16 protein-coding genes and 1 pseudogene are annotated in these 18,767 nt (G+C 65.3%); 2 read left to right on the forward strand and 15 right to left on the reverse strand.

The annotated features are described in order from the left end of the window. From dctM to BVH01_RS22340, 4 genes and pseudogenes are all read right to left on the reverse strand, one after another. Positions 1-606, reverse strand: a pseudogene (gene dctM, locus BVH01_RS22325) (C4-dicarboxylate TRAP transporter large permease protein DctM); the annotation flags it as partial. Then, positions 603-1,235: a TRAP transporter small permease gene (locus BVH01_RS22330; RefSeq protein WP_075932422.1), complete on the reverse strand. Its 633-nt coding sequence runs from the start codon at positions 1,233-1,235 to the stop codon at positions 603-605. The pseudogene dctM and the gene BVH01_RS22330, both read right to left, overlap by 4 nt. A 279-nt stretch (positions 1,236-1,514) precedes the next feature. Then, complete coding sequence (locus BVH01_RS22335) at positions 1,515-2,519, reverse strand: DctP family TRAP transporter solute-binding subunit (RefSeq protein ID WP_075932423.1); 1,005 nt, start codon at positions 2,517-2,519, stop codon at positions 1,515-1,517. Positions 2,520-2,608: 89 nt separating this feature from the next. Further along, positions 2,609-3,526, reverse strand: coding sequence for a LysR family transcriptional regulator (locus BVH01_RS22340; RefSeq protein ID WP_075932424.1), 918 nt, complete (start codon positions 3,524-3,526; stop codon positions 2,609-2,611). A gap of 179 nt (positions 3,527-3,705) precedes the next feature. Here BVH01_RS22340 and BVH01_RS22345 point away from each other — a divergent pair, with 179 nt between their 5' ends. Together BVH01_RS22345 and BVH01_RS22350 are read left to right on the forward strand one after the other, a co-directional pair. After that, positions 3,706-4,911: a CaiB/BaiF CoA-transferase family protein gene (locus BVH01_RS22345; protein ID WP_075932425.1), complete on the forward strand. Its 1,206-nt coding sequence runs from the start codon at positions 3,706-3,708 to the stop codon at positions 4,909-4,911. 75 nt (positions 4,912-4,986) lie between these two features. Continuing rightward, the gene (locus BVH01_RS22350; protein ID WP_075932426.1) at positions 4,987-5,937 is read left to right on the forward strand and encodes a hydroxymethylglutaryl-CoA lyase; all 951 of its coding nucleotides are present in this window, start codon (positions 4,987-4,989) and stop codon (positions 5,935-5,937) included. A gap of 251 nt (positions 5,938-6,188) precedes the next feature. Here BVH01_RS22350 and BVH01_RS22355 read toward each other — a convergent pair whose 3' ends face one another. From BVH01_RS22355 to BVH01_RS22405, 11 genes are all read right to left on the reverse strand, one after another. Continuing rightward, positions 6,189-7,718 carry a DHA2 family efflux MFS transporter permease subunit gene (locus BVH01_RS22355; protein WP_075932427.1) on the reverse strand — a complete coding sequence of 510 codons (1,530 nt, stop codon included), beginning with the start codon at positions 7,716-7,718 and terminating at the stop codon, positions 6,189-6,191. A gap of 1 nt (position 7,719) precedes the next feature. Beyond that, positions 7,720-8,913, reverse strand: coding sequence for an efflux RND transporter periplasmic adaptor subunit (locus tag BVH01_RS22360; RefSeq protein WP_075932428.1), 1,194 nt, complete (start codon positions 8,911-8,913; stop codon positions 7,720-7,722). Positions 8,914-8,922: 9 nt separating this feature from the next. Next, positions 8,923-10,368, reverse strand: coding sequence for an efflux transporter outer membrane subunit (locus BVH01_RS22365; protein WP_139317891.1), 1,446 nt, complete (start codon positions 10,366-10,368; stop codon positions 8,923-8,925). After that, positions 10,368-10,835, reverse strand: a complete 468-nt coding sequence (locus BVH01_RS22370) for a MarR family winged helix-turn-helix transcriptional regulator (protein ID WP_075932429.1) — start codon at positions 10,833-10,835, stop codon at positions 10,368-10,370. Before BVH01_RS22370 ends, BVH01_RS22365 begins: the two co-directional genes overlap by 1 nt. A gap of 316 nt (positions 10,836-11,151) precedes the next feature. Beyond that, positions 11,152-11,820 carry a nitroreductase family protein gene (locus tag BVH01_RS22375; RefSeq protein ID WP_075932430.1) on the reverse strand — a complete coding sequence of 223 codons (669 nt, stop codon included), beginning with the start codon at positions 11,818-11,820 and terminating at the stop codon, positions 11,152-11,154. A 91-nt stretch (positions 11,821-11,911) separates the two neighbouring features. Next, positions 11,912-12,913, reverse strand: coding sequence for a TRAP transporter substrate-binding protein (locus BVH01_RS22380; RefSeq protein ID WP_075932431.1), 1,002 nt, complete (start codon positions 12,911-12,913; stop codon positions 11,912-11,914). 132 nt (positions 12,914-13,045) lie between these two features. Next, positions 13,046-13,870, reverse strand: a complete 825-nt coding sequence (locus tag BVH01_RS22385) for a CoA ester lyase (protein ID WP_075932432.1) — start codon at positions 13,868-13,870, stop codon at positions 13,046-13,048. Between the two features lie 225 nt (positions 13,871-14,095). Next, complete coding sequence (locus BVH01_RS22390) at positions 14,096-15,298, reverse strand: CaiB/BaiF CoA-transferase family protein (protein ID WP_075932433.1); 1,203 nt, start codon at positions 15,296-15,298, stop codon at positions 14,096-14,098. Positions 15,299-15,312: 14 nt separating this feature from the next. Continuing rightward, entirely contained in the window at positions 15,313-16,662 is a 1,350-nt protein-coding gene (locus tag BVH01_RS22395) for an MmgE/PrpD family protein (protein WP_075932434.1), read from the reverse strand. Between the two features lie 10 nt (positions 16,663-16,672). Next, complete coding sequence (locus BVH01_RS22400) at positions 16,673-17,836, reverse strand: acyl-CoA dehydrogenase family protein (RefSeq protein WP_075932435.1); 1,164 nt, start codon at positions 17,834-17,836, stop codon at positions 16,673-16,675. A gap of 75 nt (positions 17,837-17,911) precedes the next feature. Further along, positions 17,912-18,739 (reverse strand): MaoC family dehydratase N-terminal domain-containing protein, encoded by an 828-nt coding sequence (locus tag BVH01_RS22405; protein ID WP_075932436.1) that lies wholly within the window; start codon positions 18,737-18,739, stop codon positions 17,912-17,914. Positions 18,740-18,767: the final 28 nt, after the last annotated feature.

The following is an 18,767-nucleotide window of genomic DNA, read 5'->3' on the forward strand; positions in this document are numbered from 1 at the left end:
TGGCAGCGACGGCATGTTCTTGACCCGGGCGATGATGTAGATGGTGATCATCAGGAACACGCCCAACAGCAGCCCCGGCACTACACCGGCCATGAACAGCTTGCCCACCGAGGTTTCGGTGGCGGTGGCGTAGACCACCATGACGATCGACGGCGGAATCAGGATGCCCAGGGTACCGGCGTTACAGACGATGCCCGCGGCGAACTCCTTCTTGTAGCCCGAGCGCACCATGCCGGCGATAACGATCGAGCCGACCGCCGCCACCGTGGCTGGCGACGAGCCACACAGCGCAGCGAACAGCATGCACGCCAGGATCGCGGCAATCGCCAGGCCGCCCTTGATATGGCCGACGCAGGCGTTGGCGAAATCGATCAGCCGGCGGGCCACACCGCCCGTGGTCATGAACGCGCCGGACAGCAGGAAGAACGGAATGGCCAGCAGCGTGTAGTGTTCGCTGGTCTCGAACAGCTTGATCGCCAGCGAACGCACCGAGTCGTTGCTGAAGAACAGGATGGTCATGGCCCCGGACAAACCCAGGGAAATCGCCACCGGAATGCCGATGAACATCAGCACGAACAGGGCGATGAACAGAAAGGCGATGGTCATCGTTTGGTCTCCGTCTCTTCGGCGAGTTTGATGGCGTCATCGAGCTCGCCATGGCCGCCGAAACCGATCTGCTTGTTCTGGATCACGCGCACCAGCACCTGGGCGAAGCGCAGGAACATCAGGGTGAAGCCGATGGGCACGATCATCACGATGTGCCACTGCTGCACGCCAAAGCGGTCCAGATCCTCGGCGCCGGTGCCGATGTTGAACAGCACCGCGACCCACTGCTCGCTGGAGTAGGCCATCAGCGCGCAATAGGCCAGGCAAATGAGCAGCGCGAGAATCGCCACGGCCTTCTGCAGCGAGGGTTTGAACAGGCGCACCAAGAGGTCGACGCCGATGTGCGCACCGATGCGCACGCCCCAGGCCAGGCCGACGAAGATCAGCCAGCCGAACATGGCCTTGGTCAGGGCCACGCTCCAGGTCATTTCCTGGGCGACGTAGAGGATGCCGTCGCCAATGGCGAACATGGCATCGCCGCCGAACGGCAGCGCATCGCCCAGGGCGTAGAAAACACCGTAGAGGTTGTTGAACACCACATACGAGAAGGTGACCAGGGTCATCGCCGCGAGCAGGAACGCCACGGCGGCTTCCTCGAGGCGATTCCACAGGCGCTGCAACGCATTCATCAGCGGTCTCCCAGGGAGGGTTGTTGTAATTGTTTTGGCAAGCCGACTCTAACCCCGGCCTGGCGAGGCGAATATTCACGATTGGTAAACGCGGCCTTCGGCCTGGGTGAATAGGCTGCAGGTAAAGGGCTGGAGGCAGCGTGCAGGCTATTGGTAGGAGTGGCTTCAGCCGTGACGTGCCTAGCCAGGCATGAATCTGACCCTTCCTACGAGCACGCAGAAAGGGTCAGGCCGCGCAGGCGACATCCATGATCGATGGATGTCACCCGCATCGAAGCCCTACTGCCCCGCAGCGTTGGCGGCCTGGGCCGCCTCGATCAGGTCGCTGCCGATCTTGCCCTCGTACTCCTTCCAGATCGGCCGCATCACCTCGCGCCATTGCGCGCGTTCTTCGTCGGTCAGCACGATCAGCTCATGCTTGCCGCCGGCGAGGATCTGCTGCTTGTCCTTCTCGTTGAGCGCCAGGGCCTGGCGATTCACCTCGGCGGTGACTTCGTCGATGATGGTCTTGAGCTCGCCACGCACGTCCTCGGGCAGGCCGTTCCAGAACTTGGCGTTGGTGATCAGCATGTAATTGCCGACCGCATGGTTGGACTCGATCATGTACTGCTGCACCTCGAAGTGGCGCTGGCTGTAGATGTTCGACCAGGGATTGTCGGAGGCATTGATCACCCCGGTCTGCAGGCCCTGGTAGATCTCGGCGAAGGCCATCTTGCGCGGCACCGCGCGCAGTGCGCTGATCTGCGCGGCCTGCAGGTCGGAAGGTTGCACGCGGAACTTCAGGCCGCGCGCATCACCTGGCACGTGCAAAGGCTTGTTGGCAGTGAACTGGCGCATGCCGTTGAGCCAGTAGGCCAGGCCGAGAATGCCGTTGTTCTCCAGGCTGTGCAGCAGCTCCTGGCCCTTCGGCGATCGCTCGAACCGTTGCGAGGCCGCCGAGTTGTCGAACAGGAACATCAGGTCGAAGATCTGCACCCGCGGCTGGTACTTCTCCAGCTTCACCGGAGCCGGCGCCAGCAACTGAACGTCGCCAAGCAGCAGCGCTTCCATCTCCTTGCCATCGCCGAACAGCGAGGAATTCGGGTAGACATCCACCCGCGCCTTGCCGGCCAGGCGCTCCTTGACTAGCTTCTGCAGCATGCGCGCGCCCTGCCCCTTGGGCGTCTGGTCGGAGGCGACATGGGCGAACTTGATGACGATTTCCTCGGCCTGAACGGCGGCGCCGAAGGCCATGGCGGTGGACAGCAGCACGCAGGACAGGCTGCGGCAGAATAAGCGCGACATGAGGCGATCTCCTGTTGTTATTGGTACGGCAGGCCTGGCCCACCGGATGCCTTTGTTCGCGACGAACTCTACTTGAGCCCCAAGGCCGACTAAATTCTTGATTGGCCAAGCCTGCCTTCGCCATTGCCGAAGGCAAGGTGATCGACCATCTGCCGGGCGATCAGCGACAGGCTGTCGTACTGGCGCACGCAGATGTTCAGCTCGCGCACCGCCCAGCCATCCTTGATCGCCACCGCGCGCACCGCCATGCTCGGCAGGTAGGTACGCACCGCCTGCTCGGGCAGCACGCCGATGCCCAGCCCGGTATGGATCATCCGGCAGATGGCCTCGAAGCTGCGCACCTGGATGCGTACCCGCAGGTGCACACCCGCCTGCTGCGCGGCTTCGCTGAGCAGGCTGTGCAGCGAGGCCTCCTTCTGCAGGCCGATGAAGTCGTAGCCGACGGTTTCCGACAGCGTCACCCGCTCGCGGGCCGCCAGCGGATGCTCGCTCGGCACCACCAGCACCAGGCGGTCATGACGGTAGGGAAACACCTGCACGCCAGCGGCCTGTACGTGGCCGGCGAAGATACCGATATCGGTCAGCCCTTCGCGCACCGCGTGGATGATTTCGCTGCTGACGCGCTCTTCCAGGTCGATGCGAATCTGCGGGTGCTGGGCGCTGAAGGCCGCCAGATCCTCGGGCAGAAAGGCGATCACCGCCGAGGTATTGGCGTGGATGCGTACATGGCCGTTGATGCCTTCACTGAACTCGCTGAGGTCGGCCTGCATGTGCTGGATGTTGTCCAGCAGGTTGCGCGCATGGTGCAGCAGCGCATCGCCGGCCGGCGTCAGCGCCACGCCCTTGGGCTGGCGATACAGCAAGGGCGTACGCAGGTGCGCTTCAAGGTCGCTGATGCGCTTGCTCACCGCCGCCAGCGCCAGGTGCTCGCGTTCGGCGGCGCGGGTCAGGCTGCGCTCATCGGCGATGGCGACGAACAACTTGAGGGTGGTGAAATCCACGCGCATGGCGGGCTCCGCTTCGTGGTTGGCGAAAGAGGCTGGCTCGCGACACGGGCCGTGAACCGATGGCGGCACCATATGCCTTCGCGTCGCACGAAGCCAGACTTGACGATTGACTGATTGCGGCAAGCCGCGTGGTGGGCGATGCTCGGCGCCATCGAACCCAAGTCATCGGGAAACCGCACATGCCTGCCAACACAACCGTTGCACCCATGGCCCTGGCCGGCCTCAAGGTCATCGAAATGGGCCAGCTCATCGCCGGCCCGTTCGCCAGCAAGCTGCTCGGCGAATTCGGTGCCGACGTGATCAAGATCGAGCCGCCTGGCGTCGGCGACCCGCTGCGCAAGTGGCGCAAGATCAAGGACGGCACCTCGCTGTGGTGGCATGTGCAGTCGCGCAACAAGCGCTCTCTGACCCTCGACTTGAAGCAGGCCGAAGCCCAGGACATCGTCCGCCAGTTGGTGGCCGAGGCCGACATTCTGGTGGAGAATTTTCGCCCCGGCACGCTGGAAGGCTGGGGCCTGGGTTATGACGCGTTGAAGGCGATCAACCCGCGACTGATCATGCTGCGCATCTCCGGCTACGGACAAACCGGGCCCTACCGCGACCTGCCCGGTTTCGGGGTGATCGGCGAAGCCATGGGCGGCCTGCGCCATCTCTCCGGCTATGCCGGGCAAGCGCCGGTGCGCGTCGGGGTGAGCATCGGCGATTCGCTGTCCTCGCTGTATGGCGTGATCGGCGTGTTGCTGGCCCTGCAGGAGCGGGGCCGCAGCGGCGAAGGCCAGGAAATCGACGTGGCGCTGTACGAATCGGTGTTCGCCATGATGGAAAGCCTGGTGCCCGAATACGACGCCTTCGGCTATATCCGTGAGCCAGCCGGCAGCGCCCTGCCCGGCATCACGCCGTCCAACTCCTACCCGTGCAACGATGGCAGCTACGTGCTGATCGCCGGCAATGGCGACAGCATCTACAAACGCCTGATGACCCTGATTGGCCGTGACGATCTGGGCAGCGACCCGCGCCTGGCGCAGAACGACGGGCGCAGCCAGCATGCCGAGCTGATCGACACCGCCATTGGCGAATGGACGGCCGGGCGTGGCCGCGACGAGGTGATCGAAGCGCTCAAGGGCGCCCGCGTGCCGGCCGGCTACCCCTACACCGCCGCCGATATCGTGCAGGACCCCCACTACCTGGCACGGCAGATGATCGAGACGGTGCAGACGCCCGTCGGCCCGCTCAAGGTGCCAGGCGTACTACCCAAACTCAGCCGCACGCCGGGGCGCATTGGCGTTGGCGGCCCGCAGCTCGGCGAGCACAACGACGACATCCTCGCCGGGCTTGGCCTGAGCGCCGAACAGGTCGCTGGTCTGCGCGAGCGCGGCATCATCTAACAACAGCTGCAAGCTTCAAGCGGCAAGCAAGCTACTTGCAGCTTGTGGCTTGCGGCTATCCCCCGAGGATTTCCCATGACCAAACGCCTTTATATCCAGGACGTCGCCACCCGCGACGGCTTCCAGATCGAAGCGGCCTTCGTGCCCACCGACGCCAAGATCGCCCTGATCGACAGGCTGTCGCAAACCGGCCTGGCGAAGATCGAAGTCACCTCCTTCACATCGCCCAAGGCCATCCCCAATCTGCGCGATGCCGAAGAAGTGATGCGCGGCATCCAGCGCGTGGCAGGCGTGGAATACACCGTGCTGGTGCCTAACGTGCGTGGCTGCGAGCGGGCGCTGTCTTGCGAAGTGGACGAGATCAACCTGGTGATGTCGGCCAGCGACACCCATGGTCTGGCCAACCTGCGCATGACGCCGGAGCAGTCGCTCGCCCAGTTTCGCGAAATCATCGAGGTCACCCGCGGCAGTGGGGTGTTCATCAACGCCTCGCTGTCGACCACCTTCGGCTGCCCGTTCGAGGGTGAAGTGCCCGAGGCGCGGGTGCATGAGCTGACCCAGCGCCTGCTGGAGATCGGCGTGCAGGGCGTGACCCTCTGCGACACCACCGGCATGGCCGACCCGGCCCAGGTCGAACGCATCTGCCGCACGGCGCTTCAGCGCTGGCCCGAAGCGGTATTTACCGCACATTTTCATAACACCCGCGGCATGGGCCTGGCCAATGCCCTGGCAGCCCTGAACGCCGGCATCGACCGCTTCGACGCCTCCCTCGGCGGCCTCGGCGGCTGCCCTTATGCGCCCGGCGCCAGCGGCAATATCTGCACCGAGGACCTGGTACACATGCTCCAGCGCATGGGCCTGGAGACGGGGGTCAACCTCGATGCCCTGCTAGAGGCCGCCGCCACCCTGCCCGAGCTGATCGGCCACGACGTGCCTGGCGCGATTCTCAAGGCCGGCAAGTCGGACCGTCGTTATCCGAAGCCGAAATGGATGAGTGAATCGGTAGAGAGTGGCACCACCCGGTAGTCGCGCGATGGCTGGCATCGCTTTCGCGCCGGGGCGGCGCTCCTACACTGGCGCCAGGGTGCTTGCGATCGTGTAGGAGCCGCGACCTCGTGGCGAATCGTTGATACAGAGCCGTGATCCCAGGCAAGCCACGATCAATCCGTAGCCTGCGGTTGAGCGCAGCGATACCCAGGAAACCAGCCCCGGGTATCACGTCGTTCAGCCCGGGCTACCCGGTCATGCTCACCACGACGCCTGCAAGCAGTCAGTCATTAGTGCCCACCACCCGACTCTGCCGCGCCCTTGGCCGAGAACGGTGGTTTGGCCAGGTAGATGATCAGGATCAGGCCGAAGAACAGCCAGCCCATCAGGGTGAAGTAGTCCACCGTGGAAAGCATGTAGGCCTGGCTTTCCACCACCCGGTCGATCTGCATGTAGGCCGATTGCGAGGCGCCGCCGAGCTGTTCCAGGTACTGGTGGGTGGCCGGGTCATAAGCCGTGACGTGCTCGGTCAACTGGGCGTGATGGTAGATCTCCCGGCGGTGCCAGATCCAGGTGGTCAGCGACGAAGCGAAGCTGCCGCCCAGTACGCGCAGGAAGGTGGCCAGGCCCGAGCCGTCGGCGATGTCCTTGGGTGGCAGGCTGGAGAGCAGGATGCTGGTGGTCGGCATGAAGAACAGCGCGATCCCCAGGCCCATGAACACCTGCACCTCGGCGATGTGCCGGTAATCCACCTCGGTGTTGAACGAGGCGCGCATGAAGCACGAGGTGCCGATCACCAGGAACGAGCCGCCGGCCAACAGGCGCAGGTCGAACTTGTGCGCGTATTTGCCCACCAGTGGCGACAGGAACAACGGCAGGATGCCGATCGGCGCCGCCGCCAGCCCGGCCCAGATCGGCGTGTAGCCCAGCTGGGTTTGCAGCCATTGGGGCAGCAGCAGGTTGATGCCGAAGAAGCCCGAGTAGCCGAGCACCAGGGCCAGGGTGCCGAAGGTGAAGTTGCGGTACATGAACAGGCGCAGGTTGATGATCGGGTGTTTGTCGGTCAGTTCCCAGATCACCAGGGCCACCAGCGACACCACCGAGATCGCGGTACCGATCTGGATGAAGGTCGACTCGAACCAGTCCAGGTCGTTGCCCTTGTCGAGCACCACCTGCAGCACGCCGACGCCGAGCACCAACAGCATCAGCCCGACGTAGTCGATGGGCTGGTGCTCGGTGGTTTCCGGGCGGTTGCGCATCTGCGTCCAGACCACCAGGGTGGCGAGGATGCCGATCGGTACGTTGATGAAGAAGATCCACGGCCAACTGTAGCTGTCGGTGATCCAGCCACCGGCGATCGGCCCGATGATCGGCGCCACCACCGTGACCATCGCCAGCAACGCCAGGGCCATGCCTCGTTTGGCGCTGGGAAAGATCGCCAGGAGCAAGGTCTGCGCCATCGGGTACAGCGGGCCGGCGACCAGCCCCTGCAGGGCACGGAATACCACCAGTTCGGGCATCGAGCGGGCGATGCCGCACAGGAACGAGGTGATCACGAACAGCACCACCGCAGCGAGGAACAGCTTCACCTCGCCGAAGCGCCGCGCCAGCCAGCCGGTCAGCGGCAAGGCGATGGCGTTGCACACCGCGAACGAGGTAATCACCCAGGTGCCCTGCTCCGAACTGACGCCCAAGTTGCCGGAGATGGTCGGCAGGGCGACGTTGGCGATGGTGGTGTCGAGCACCTGCATGAAGGTCGCCAGGGAGATGCCGATGGTGGCCAGCAGCATGCTGGCCGGGCGGAAATTGGCGTCGCTCATGTCAGCCCTGCTTCGCCGGCGTGGCGTTGGTGCTCTGCGGGCCGTTGTCGTGGATGATGCGCTCGATCAGCACGTCGGCCTGGCCCAGCGGGGCGTCGTACACCGCAGTGCTGAAGCGCGCCTCCTTGGGCATTTGGTTGGTCAGTTGGGCGCCGCTCTGGTCATGCAGGTCGACGGTGACCGTGGTGGACAGGCCGATGCGCAGCGGGTGCTTGTCCAGCGCCTCGTCGTCCAGGCGGATGCGCACCGGCAGGCGCTGCACGATCTTGATCCAGTTGCCGCTGGCGTTCTGCGCCGGCAGCAGCGAGAAGGCGCTGCCGGTGCCGACGCCGAGGCTTTCCACGTGGCCCTGGTAGGTCACGTCGTCGCCGTACAGGTCGGCCTCGACGGTCACCGGCTGGCCGATGCGCATCTCGCGCAGCTGGGTTTCCTTGAAGTTGGCGTCGATCCACACCTCGTGCAGCGGCACTACGGCCATCAGTGCGGTGCCGGGTTGGATACGGCTGCCGACCTGCACCGAGCGGCGCGCCACGTAGCCGCTGACCGGTGCCACCAAGGTGCTGCGGGCGTTGTTGAGGAAGGCCTGGCGCAGTTGCGCGGCGGCGCTCTTCACGTCCGGATGAGAGGCGATCACGGTGTCGTCGACCAGTGCCTGGTTGGTGTCGAGTTGCTGCTGGGCCGAGGTCAGGGCGCTCTGTGCGCTGTTCAGGGTGTCCTGGGCGTGGGCCAGCTCTTCACGGGAGATCGCACCCTTGCTCGCCAGGGTCACGCGGCGCTGGTAGTCGGCCTTGGCACGCTGCACGTCGATCTTGCGCGAGGCCACCTGGGCCTTGTAACTGTCGACGTTGCTGTACAAACCGCGCACCTGGCGCACGGTGCGCGCCAGGTTGGCCTCCGCGCTCTGCTGGGCCACTTCGGTATCGGCGGGGTCGAGCCAGACCAAGGGCTGGCCGGCCTCGACATAGTCGCCGTCGTCCACGGCGATGCGCGTGACGGTGCCGGTGATCTGCGGGGTGATCTGCACCAGGTTGCCGCCTACGTAGGCGTCGTCGGTCTCTTCGTAAAAGCGCCCGTAGAGTTCGTGGTAGGCGAAGATGGCCGCGCTGCACAGCACGACGATGACCGCGAGGCCTATCAGCAGGCGTTTGCGCTTGCCCGAGTTGGCGGCGGCAGGAGTGGCTTGAGAGTCGGTCATGACAAGTACTCAGCGTGCGGAAGTGGATGACGGAGCGGCGGTTTCGAAGCCACCACCGAGGGCCTGCATCAGCAGCACCGAGGCGTCGATACGCTCGGCACGCAGATTGGCCAGTTGCCGTTCGCTCTGCAGCAGTTGCTGCTCGACGCTCAGCGCATCGAGGTAATTGCCGATGCCATCGGCGTAGCGCTGCATGGCGATGTCGTAGGAACTGCGGGCGATATCGCGAGCCCGCTGCTGCTGCTCGATCTGCTGCTCCAGGGAGCGGATGCGGCTGATGCCGTCGCCGATATCGCCCAGGGCGCCAACCAGGGTCTGGTTGTACTGGGCCACGGCTACGTCGTAGTCGGCGTTGCGCCCGGCCAAGGCAGCGCGGCGCGCACCACCGTCGAAGATCGGCAGGCTCAGCGCCGGGCCGACGCTGAAGAAGCGGCTGGCGCCACCGAACACCGCATCACCAAGCAGCGACTTGCTGCCCGCCGCCACGCTCAGGTTGAGGTTGGGGTAGAAATCGGCCTTGCTGGCGTCGATGTCGCGGGTGGCGGCTTCGACGCGCCAGCGCGCAGCGACCAGATCCGGGCGACGGCCGAGCAGCTCGGCGGGCACGTTGGCCGGCAGGCTCACTGCCGCCGGAGCGATCAGTTGAGGGCGTGGCAGCGTGGCGCCGCGATCCGGACCCTGGCCGAGCATCACCGCCAGGCGAATGCGTGCGCTGTCGACCGCCTGGGTCGCAGCGGTCAGGCTGGCTTCGGCGGCGGCCTCCAGGCTTTGCGTCTGCTGCAATTGGTATTCGCTATCGAGGCCGGCATCGACCCGGCTGCGCGCCAGGTCGAGCATGTCGCGACTGCGCTTGAGGTCCTGCTCGGCGAGGTCCTGGGTGGCGTAGGCCAGGCCGAGATCGTTATAGGCGCGGGTCACCTCGGCGGCCAGGGTCAGGCGGGCACCCTGGCGATCCACCTCACTGGCGCGGGCACGGCCCATGGCCGCTTCCCAGGCAGCACGATCACCGCCCCACAGGTCGAAGTGGTAGCCGCCCTCCAGCGACAGGTCGCGCAGGGTGCTGTAGCGCCTGCCCTGCCCGCTGGGGTCGTCGACCCGTGCCAGGCGTGAGCGGGTCACGCCGGCGTTGGCATCCAGGGTCGGCTGGCGCTGCGCATCGGCGGCCAACACCGCGGCGTTGGCCTGGCGGGCGCGGGCATCGGCGACCTGCAGATCGGGGTTGCTGCGCAGGGCTTCAGCGATCAGCGCATCGAGCTGCGGATCGCCCAGGCGGTTCCACCAGTCGCTCGCCGGCCAGGCAGCCGGCGACAGCTTGCCGGTGAAGGTCTGCCCTTGCAGGCTGGCGGCGTCGAGGGTGTGGCCCTCAGTGTGCAGGCCGTCTTGCGAGGCACAGGCCGCCAGCAACAGGGCGCTGAAAATCAGGGACAGGGAAGTACGCAACGGCATGGTGTTCATCATTCTCCTGGCAGCTGCGGCAAGGCGTCGGCGGCCATCAGCATCTTCTTCATCAGGCGTTGTAGTTCGTCGAGCTCGGCGCGGGTCAGGCAGCCGGTCAGCTCGTTGGTGGCGTCGGCGGCGATCTGCGGTACTCGCACGCCCAGCGCAATGCCGGCTTCGGTAAGGGTGAGGCGCACCTGGCGGCGATCCTCGACGCTGCGCTCGCGGGTCAGCAGGCCCTTCTGCTCCAGGCGGTCGAGCATGCGGGTCATCGCCCCGCTGTCGAGGCTGAGCAGGCGCACCAGGTCGGCCGGTGTACTCGCGCGGCTCTGGCTGATCAGCAGCACCACCTTGAACTGCGCGGCAGTCACGTCGTGGTCCACCAGGTGGCGCTCCAGCAGGCGGTCCTTGAGCTGATTGGTCAGCGCGATCAGGTGGCCGGGTGAGTGCTGCAGCGAAAAACGTTCGCGGTCGAAATGCGGCATGAGGAATTACCTGCCCAGGCAGTGAATGCCCTGCAGATTACTGCCCAGGCAGCGATCAACCCAATTACATTTCGTAATACTTGTTATCAATTTCAGAAATACTTTGAAATATTCAGGGGTTTTGAAAGGACTGTTTGGGGGCTGGGTGGGTTCAGGGGATTTGTGGGGGGCGATTTTTACGGGGGGTATGGAGGGAGTTGGAACAGTGGCGATTGCCCTGGGTTTCGCAAGGCTACGATCGGGTAGCCCGGCGTCGAGCGAAGCGACACCCGGGGATCAGTTCAGCCACAGCCATTCCCTGGTCGCTCTGCCCTGCTCACTCCACGAAAGTGCAGAACGCTTCCAGGGGCAGGCGTTCGCTGATCAGTTGATTGACCGGCGCCTCGGGGTCGGCATAGCCCACGGCGATGGCGCAGTGCAGCATGTGCTCGGCCGGGATCTGTAGAAACGCCTCGACGCTCAGGTGATAGCGCGCCCAGCAGGCTTGCGGGCAGCTGTCCAGGCGGTGCTCCTTGAAAAGCAGCATCAGGCTCTGCTGGTACATGCCCAGATCGGCCCACTGCCCCGGTCCCATGCAACGGTCCACGGAAAAGAACAACGCACAGGGCGCGTCGAAGAAGCGGAAGTTGCGGGCGAACCAGGCCAGGCGCGCGGGTTTGTCATCGCGGCCGATGCCCAGCAGCGCATACATCTGCTCGCCCACCTCGAAGCGCGAGGTGCGGTAAGGCTCCTGCAAGGGCTGCGGATACACCGCGTAGTCCGCCGGATCGGGCTCTGGGTCATTCGCCAATCGCTGAGCGATATGCTCGACGAAACGCGCCAGCGCATCGCCTTGCAACACATGGATACGCCAAGGCTGCAGGTTGCCGCTGGAAGGCGCTCGCGCAGCCTGTTCCAGCAGCTCGCACAGCAAAGCCGGCGGCACCGGCCGGTCGAGAAAGGCGCGCACGCTGCGACGCTCACGCAAAGCCTGGCTGACCTTCATCCGCTCTCCTCGCTTGTGGTTAACGTCGCCATCAAAACAAAGGCCGCCTCCCGAGGGAAGCGGCCTTTGTTGTGCGCGATTCAACTAGTGATCACTGCGCCTGATTGGACGCCTCGGCCGCCTTGATCAGGTCGGCGCCGATCTCGCCCTCGAACTTCTTCCAGACCGGGCGCATGGCTTCGCGCCACTTCTCGCGCTCCGCAGGGGTCAGCTCGATGATCTCGCTGGTGCCGGCCTTGACGATGGCCGCGCGGGCTTCCTTGTTCAGATCATCGGCCTGACGGTTCACCTCGGCGGTAACCTCGACCATGATCTTGTCCAGCTCGCTGCGCACGTCTTCCGGCAGGCCATTCCAGAACTTGGTGTTGGTGATCACCATGTAATCGATCAGGCCGTGGTTGGATTCGGTGAAGAACGGCTGCACCTCATGGACCTTCTGGCTGAAGTAGTTCGACCAGGTGTTCTCGGTACCGTTGACCACACCGGTCTGCAGGCCCTGATAGACCTCGGCGAAGCTCATCTTGCGCGGCGCGGCGCGCAGCACCTTGAATTGCTCGTCGAGCACCGCCGAAGCCTGCACCCGGAACTTCAGGCCGCGGGCATCCTTGGGCTCGTGCATCGCCTTGTTCGAGGAAAGCTGCTTGAGGCCATTGTGCCAGTAGGCCAGGCCGGTGATGCCCTTGCCTTCCATGCTGGTCAGCAGCGCCTTGCCCTGCTCACTGGCCTGGAAGCGGTCGACCGCCTCCATGTTGTCGAACAGGAACGGCAGGTCATAGATCTGGATCGGCTTGGCGTAATGCTCGAACTTGGCCAACGATGGCGCCAGTAACTGCACGTCACCGAGCAGCAGCGCCTCCATCTCCTTGCCATCGCCGAACAGCGAGGAGTTCGGGTAGACCTCGACCTTGACGCGTCCCGGCAAGCGCTCTTCGGCCAGCTTCTTGAACATCAGCGCGCCCTGCCCCTTGGGCGTGTGTTCGGCGACCACGTGGGCGAACTTGATGCTGATCGGTGCTTGCGCAGCGGCGTGCAGCCCACCGACAACGGACAGCGAAACGGCGCAGACCAGCGCCTTGAGAGAAAGCTTGAGCATGGGTATACCTCATTTTGTTTTTGTAAGTAGGTAGTGAACGAGCCTGTTGCCTGTTTACAACGCGCCGCGGTCGGCGCGGAATTCGTGATTGTGCAAAGCCGCGTTCGGCAGTGCCGAACGCCGCCCGCGGGATCAACCCGCGCCGCCGGCCCGCGCGACGATGCGCCGGGCGCGCCCGACCACTGGCGCGTCGACCATCTGACCGTCGACCACGAACACCCCGTCGCCACCCTCTCCGGCCTGCAGCACCCGGCGCGCCCAATCCAGCTCTTCGGCCGAGGGCGCCAGGGCCTGATGCACCACTGCGACCTGGCTGGGGTGGATGCACAGCAGGCCGCCGAAGCCCATGTCGCGGGCGTCCCGGCTGGCGCGGTCGAGGCCGGCCTGATCCTGAATCGCCGGAAACACGCTATCGAGCGGCGCCGCCAGATTGGCCAGGCGGCTGTGCAACAAGATCGCGTAGCGGGCCTGGTCGAGCAGGCGCTCGGCCGCCGCCGTGCCGCTGTTCAGGCCTAGATCCAGGCCCAGATCCAGGCCGCCGAAGGACAAGCGTTCGACGCCCGATGCCGCGGCGATGGCCGGTAATTCGTGCAGGCCGCGCGCGCTTTCGATGATCGGCCAGACCGGCTTGCCGACCGCGGCGACGCGCGCCACTTGCGCGGCACTTTCCACCTTGGGCAGCAACACGCCGATCACCCCGCCATGGCGCTGGCACAGTGCGATGTCGGCGGCATGCCCTGCGTGTTCGGGTGAGTTGATACGCACCAGCAGGCGCGCTTCCGGGTGGCCCGCCAGAAAGCGCTCGAGGTTGTCCCGCGCTTCGACCTTGAGGCTTTCCTGTACTGCATCTTCGAGGTCGACGATGACCACGTCGGCGCCAGCGCCCAGGGCCTTGGGGATGCGCTCGGGTCGTGAGGCGGGAACGAACAGCGCGGTACGAATGATTTGTGTGGTCATGGAAGCCGACCCCTGACGTGAATGTGAATGAACAAAGGGGAATGCTGGGCGATAGCGGCGGTTGTAAGGTAGAAGCGGACGCTCCCTGCGTAGGGTGGACAACGCTCTTTTTGTCCACCTTTACGAGCGCAGAGCGGTGGACGGGTCGGGCCGCGTAGGTGAAGCGTCGGCTACGCGCCCCGGTCCACCCTACGAAAGGCCGCCTTCTCTAGATACCGACCAACGTCAAACCGCCCCGCTCACCTTCAATCCTGCTATCTGCGCCTCGCCATAACCCAGCTCGGCGAGCAAGGCGTCGGTGTGCTCGCCGAGCGCGGGCACGGGGTCCATGCGCGGGGCGAAGGCGCTGTTGCTGCCCGGCGGCAGCAGCGCGGGCAAGCTGCCGGCAGGGCTGTCGACCTGGCGCCAGCGGTCGCGGGCCTTCAGCTGCGGATGGGCCCAGACGCCGGCCATGTCATTGACGTGGGCATTGGCGATCTGCGCCTGTTCCAGCCGCTCGATGACTTGCTCGGCATTCAGCGCCGCGAAGGTCTCGACGATGATGCCGCGCAGCACCTCGCGGTTGGCCGAGCGTTTGAAATTGGCTGAAAAACGCTCGTCGCCTGCCAGCTCGGGCTGCAACAGCACCCGCTCGCAGAACGCCTGCCATTCGCGCTCGTTCTGCAGGCCAAGCATCACCGTGCCGCCATCACCGGCGGGAAACGGGCCGTAGGGATAGATGGTCGAGTGGGCGGCCCCGGCACGCGGCGGCGGCGTGGCACCGTCGTACGCGTAGTACAGGGGATAACCCATCCACTCGACCAGGCTCTCGAGCATGCTCACGTCGATGCGGCTGCCCAACCCGGTCTTGCCGCGCAGCAGCAGGGCCGAAAGGATATTGCTATAGGCATACATACCGGCGGCGATATCGGCGATGGAGCAACCGGCCTTGGCCAGTTGGTCGTCACCCGCGCCGCCAGTCACCGACAGGAAACCGCCCTCGCTCTGGATCAGCAGGTCATAGGCCTTCTTCTTCTCGTAGCTGCCGCCCTCACCGTAGCCGGAGATGTCACAGACGATCAGCTTCGGAAACCGCGCGTGCAGCTTGTCGAACGACAGCCCCATGCGTGCCGCCGCACCCGGCGCAAGGTTCTGCACCAGTACATCGGCCTTGGCCAGCAGGCTGTCGAGCACATCGCCGGCGTCGTCCTGCTTGAGGTCCAGGGTCAGGCTTTCCTTGGAGCGGTTGGTCCATACGAAGTGGGAGGCCAGGCCGTTGACGCGCTCGTCGTAGCCGCGGGCGAAGTCGCCGCTGCCCGGCCGCTCGACCTTGATCACCCGAGCGCCCATGTCGGCGAGCTGGCGGGTGCAGAACGGCGCGGCAATGGCATGTTCCAGGCTGACCACGGTGATGCCGTCCAGTGGCCGGGGTTGTTGTGCGTTGTTCATATGCGCGTCCTCGGTCAGGCCAGGTTGCTCAGGTCGTCGGTCTCACGCAGTCGCCAGACCCTGGCGATCAGCTCGCCCGCCTCATCGCTGCCTCGTTTGCCGGCGAAGGCCAGCAGGCGGCGGAACTTGTCTTCCAGCTCCGTGCGGCTGAGGGTGTTGCCCGGATCGCCCTTGGGCTCGTCGATGGCGCCATGCAGGGTGCGACCGTCGGTGGTGACCACCTCGACGCGCCCCAGCCAGCGCGCCGGATACGCGCCGTCCACCTCGGGGTCGAGGCGCATACTGACCTTGTCGCGAAACTCGGCGACGTCGTCATCGGTGAGCGACAGGTTCTCGAACTCGGTGAGCTGCGCCTTGCCATGCACGGCGATCAGGCCGAGCACGGTGCCCATGGAAAACTTGGCCTGGTGCACGGTCTGCGGTACCACCACACGCCCGAGCACATCGATGGCGCCCTGGTGCACATGGGTGATGACCTTGGCGATATCGCCATGGCGCAGGCCTTCGCGCTGCATGAGATCGAGCAGCGCATCGGCGGCTGGATGGGTATGCCGGCAGGAGGCGTGGAACTTGAACGAGGTTTCGACCAGCGCCCAGCGGCTGCCGAGGCGATCCGACAGCTTGCTCGGCTCGGCGTCGCTGGACATGCCGGCGGCCATGCCCTGCTCGCCCTCGAGAATATTCTGCGCGCCGGTCAGGCCCTGCTCAGTGAAATACGCGGCCAGCAGGCCATCGGCGGCAGCCTTGGCGGTGTGCAGTTGCTTGGAGTCGGCGGCGTCGCGCAGGAACTCCCACAGCCCGGCGGCCTGGGTGCCGGCATTGCCGAGCAGATGCACGAACTGCTTCTGGTCGAAGTGCAGCAACTTGCCCACGGCCACGGCGGCGGCCAGGGTGCCGACCGTCGCCGTGGTGTGGAAGATGCGGTAGTGCGAGCGGCCAAGGAATTCGCCGATGCGGATGCCTGCCTCGTAACCGGCCACCGAGGCCAGCAACAGCTCGCGGCCGGACTTGCCGAGATCCTGCGCAGCCGCCAGGGCCGCGGGGAACACCACCGTGGCCGGGTGAAGCACCGAACTGTTATGCAGGTCGTCCTGCTCCACCAGGTGCGACGACGCGCCGTTGACCAGCGCGGCGAAGTACGCCGAGGTGCCGCGCCCGTTGACCAGAATGCGCGCTGGGCCATCGACCGGGCCCATCTTCTGCGCGTAGGCCTCGAACAGCGGGATCGGCCTTGCACCTTCACTGGCCAGGGCCGAACCCAGCCAGTCGAGGAACAGGTCTTCGGTGCGATCGAGCACGTAGTCAGGCAGATCGTCGTAACGCAACTCGGCGAGGAAACTTGCCAAGGCTTGGGTATGGCTCATGACAGGCTCCTCAAAAGCTGCGCGGCAGCTCGAGCAAATGCTCGGCCACGTAGGACATGATCAGGTTGGTGGAGATCGGCGCCACCTGGTACAGGCGGGTCTCGCGGAACTTGCGCTCGACGTCGTATTCGTTGGCAAAGCCGAAGCCGCCGTGGGTCTGCAGGCAGGCGTTGGCCGCCGCCCAGGAAGCCTCCGCCGCCAGGTACTTGGCCATGTTGGCGCTGGCCCCGGCGTTCTCGCCGCGGTCGTATTGCTCGCAGGCGCGCCAGCGCATCAGGTCGGCGGCCTCCACTTCGATGTGGGCCTTGGCGATGGGAAACTGCACGCCCTGGTTCTGGCCAATCGGGCGGCCGAACACCACCCGATCACGGGCGTAGGCACTGGCCTTCTCGATGAACCAGCGACCATCGCCAATGCACTCGGCAGCGATCAGCGTGCGCTCGGCATTCAAGCCATCGAGGATGTAGCGAAAGCCCTTGCCCTCTTCGCCGATCAGGCTGCTGGCGGGAATTTCCAGGTTGTCGAAGAACAGCTCGTTGGTCTCGTGGTTGACCATGTTGGCGATCGGCTGCACGGTCAGGCCGTTGCCGATGGCCTCGCGCAGGTCGACCAGGAAGATCGACATGCCTTCGGATTTCTTCTTCACCTCGGCGAGCGGCGTGGTGCGCGCCAGCAGGATCATCAGGTCGGAGTGCTGGATGCGCGAGATCCACACCTTCTGGCCGTTGATCACGTACTTGTCGCCCTGGCGCACGGCGGTGGTCTTGATCTTGGTGGTGTCGGTGCCGGTGGTCGGCTCGGTCACGCCCATGGACTGCAGGCGCAGCTCGCCGCTGGCCAGCTTCGGCAGGTAGTAGCTTTTCTGCGCGTCGCTGCCGTTACGCAGCAGGGTGAACATGTTGTACATCTGCCCGTGGATGGTGCCGGAGTTGCCGCCGCAGCGGTTCACTTCCTCGAGGATCACCGATGCCTCGGCCAGGCCCAGGCCGGAACCGCCGTATTCTTCCGGGATCATCGCCGATAGCCAGCCGGCTTCGGTCATGGCGCTGACGAAGGCCTCGGGAAAGCCCTTCTCCTCGTCGATCTTGCGCCAGTATTCGGCCGGGAATTCGGCGCACAGGCCACGTACGCCTTCGCGGATGAAATTCAGTTCTTCGCTCTGCTGCGGGGTCATCTCAGTTCCTCGATTCTTGTTGTTTTCGCGGCCGATAGCGGTGGATCGGTGAAGCGTGATCCACCCTCGGCTCAATCATTCGAATTCCACTTCGGCCTGCTGGGCCATGCCCGCGGCATTACCCGCCCACAACTGCGCCCTGCCCGGCTCATCGACTCGCCCGGCCACCTCGAAGGGGTCGGGCGCAACCAGCGGGCGCAGGCCGCGGTAGGCGAAACGGCGCAGCCGCGCCTGGGGCTGGGCGCGGCAGAACGCGCGCAGGTTGAGGGTGGCGATCAGCGGGCCATGCACGACCAGGCCGGCGTAACCTTCGGTTTCGGTGACGTAGGGCCAGTCGTAATGGATGCGATGGCCGTTGAAGGTCACCGCGCTGTAGCGAAACAGCAGCGTCGGGCTCGGCACCACGCCTTCGCGCCAGTCACCGACTGGCAGCGCTTCACCGGCACCGCCCTTGGGTGGGCTCGGCTCGCGGTAGACGATGTCCTGTTCCTCGCGGATCGCCAGTTCGCCGTCCTGCAGGTAGTCGTGCTGCACGGTGACGAACAGCAGCGCGCCGGTGCGCCCGTGCTTTTCCTCGATGTGTTTGATGGTCGAGACCCGGGTGGCCTCGCCGCCGACCCGCAGCGGCGTGATGAACTCGACGCGTCCACCGGCCCACATGCGATTGCGATTGTCCGCCGGTGGCAGGAAGCCACCGCGTGCCGGGTGCCCGTCGCCGCCCAGGCCGCTCTCGGCGATGGGCTCCTGGAAGAATGCCCAATGCCAGAGCGGCGGCAGCGCTTCGCCATGGGCGGGGGTGTTCTCGCCCAGGGTCGCGGCGATGCGCTTGACCAGATTGCGGCTCAATTGATCGTGGGCTTCTTCGGTGCGGCCGATCCAGGCGGCGAAGGCAGAGTCACTCATGGTCGATCCCGGCTGTTCTTGGAGTGCA

Source organism: Pseudomonas sp. PA1(2017) (assembly GCF_001945375.1).
Taxonomy (GTDB): domain Bacteria; phylum Pseudomonadota; class Gammaproteobacteria; order Pseudomonadales; family Pseudomonadaceae; genus Aquipseudomonas.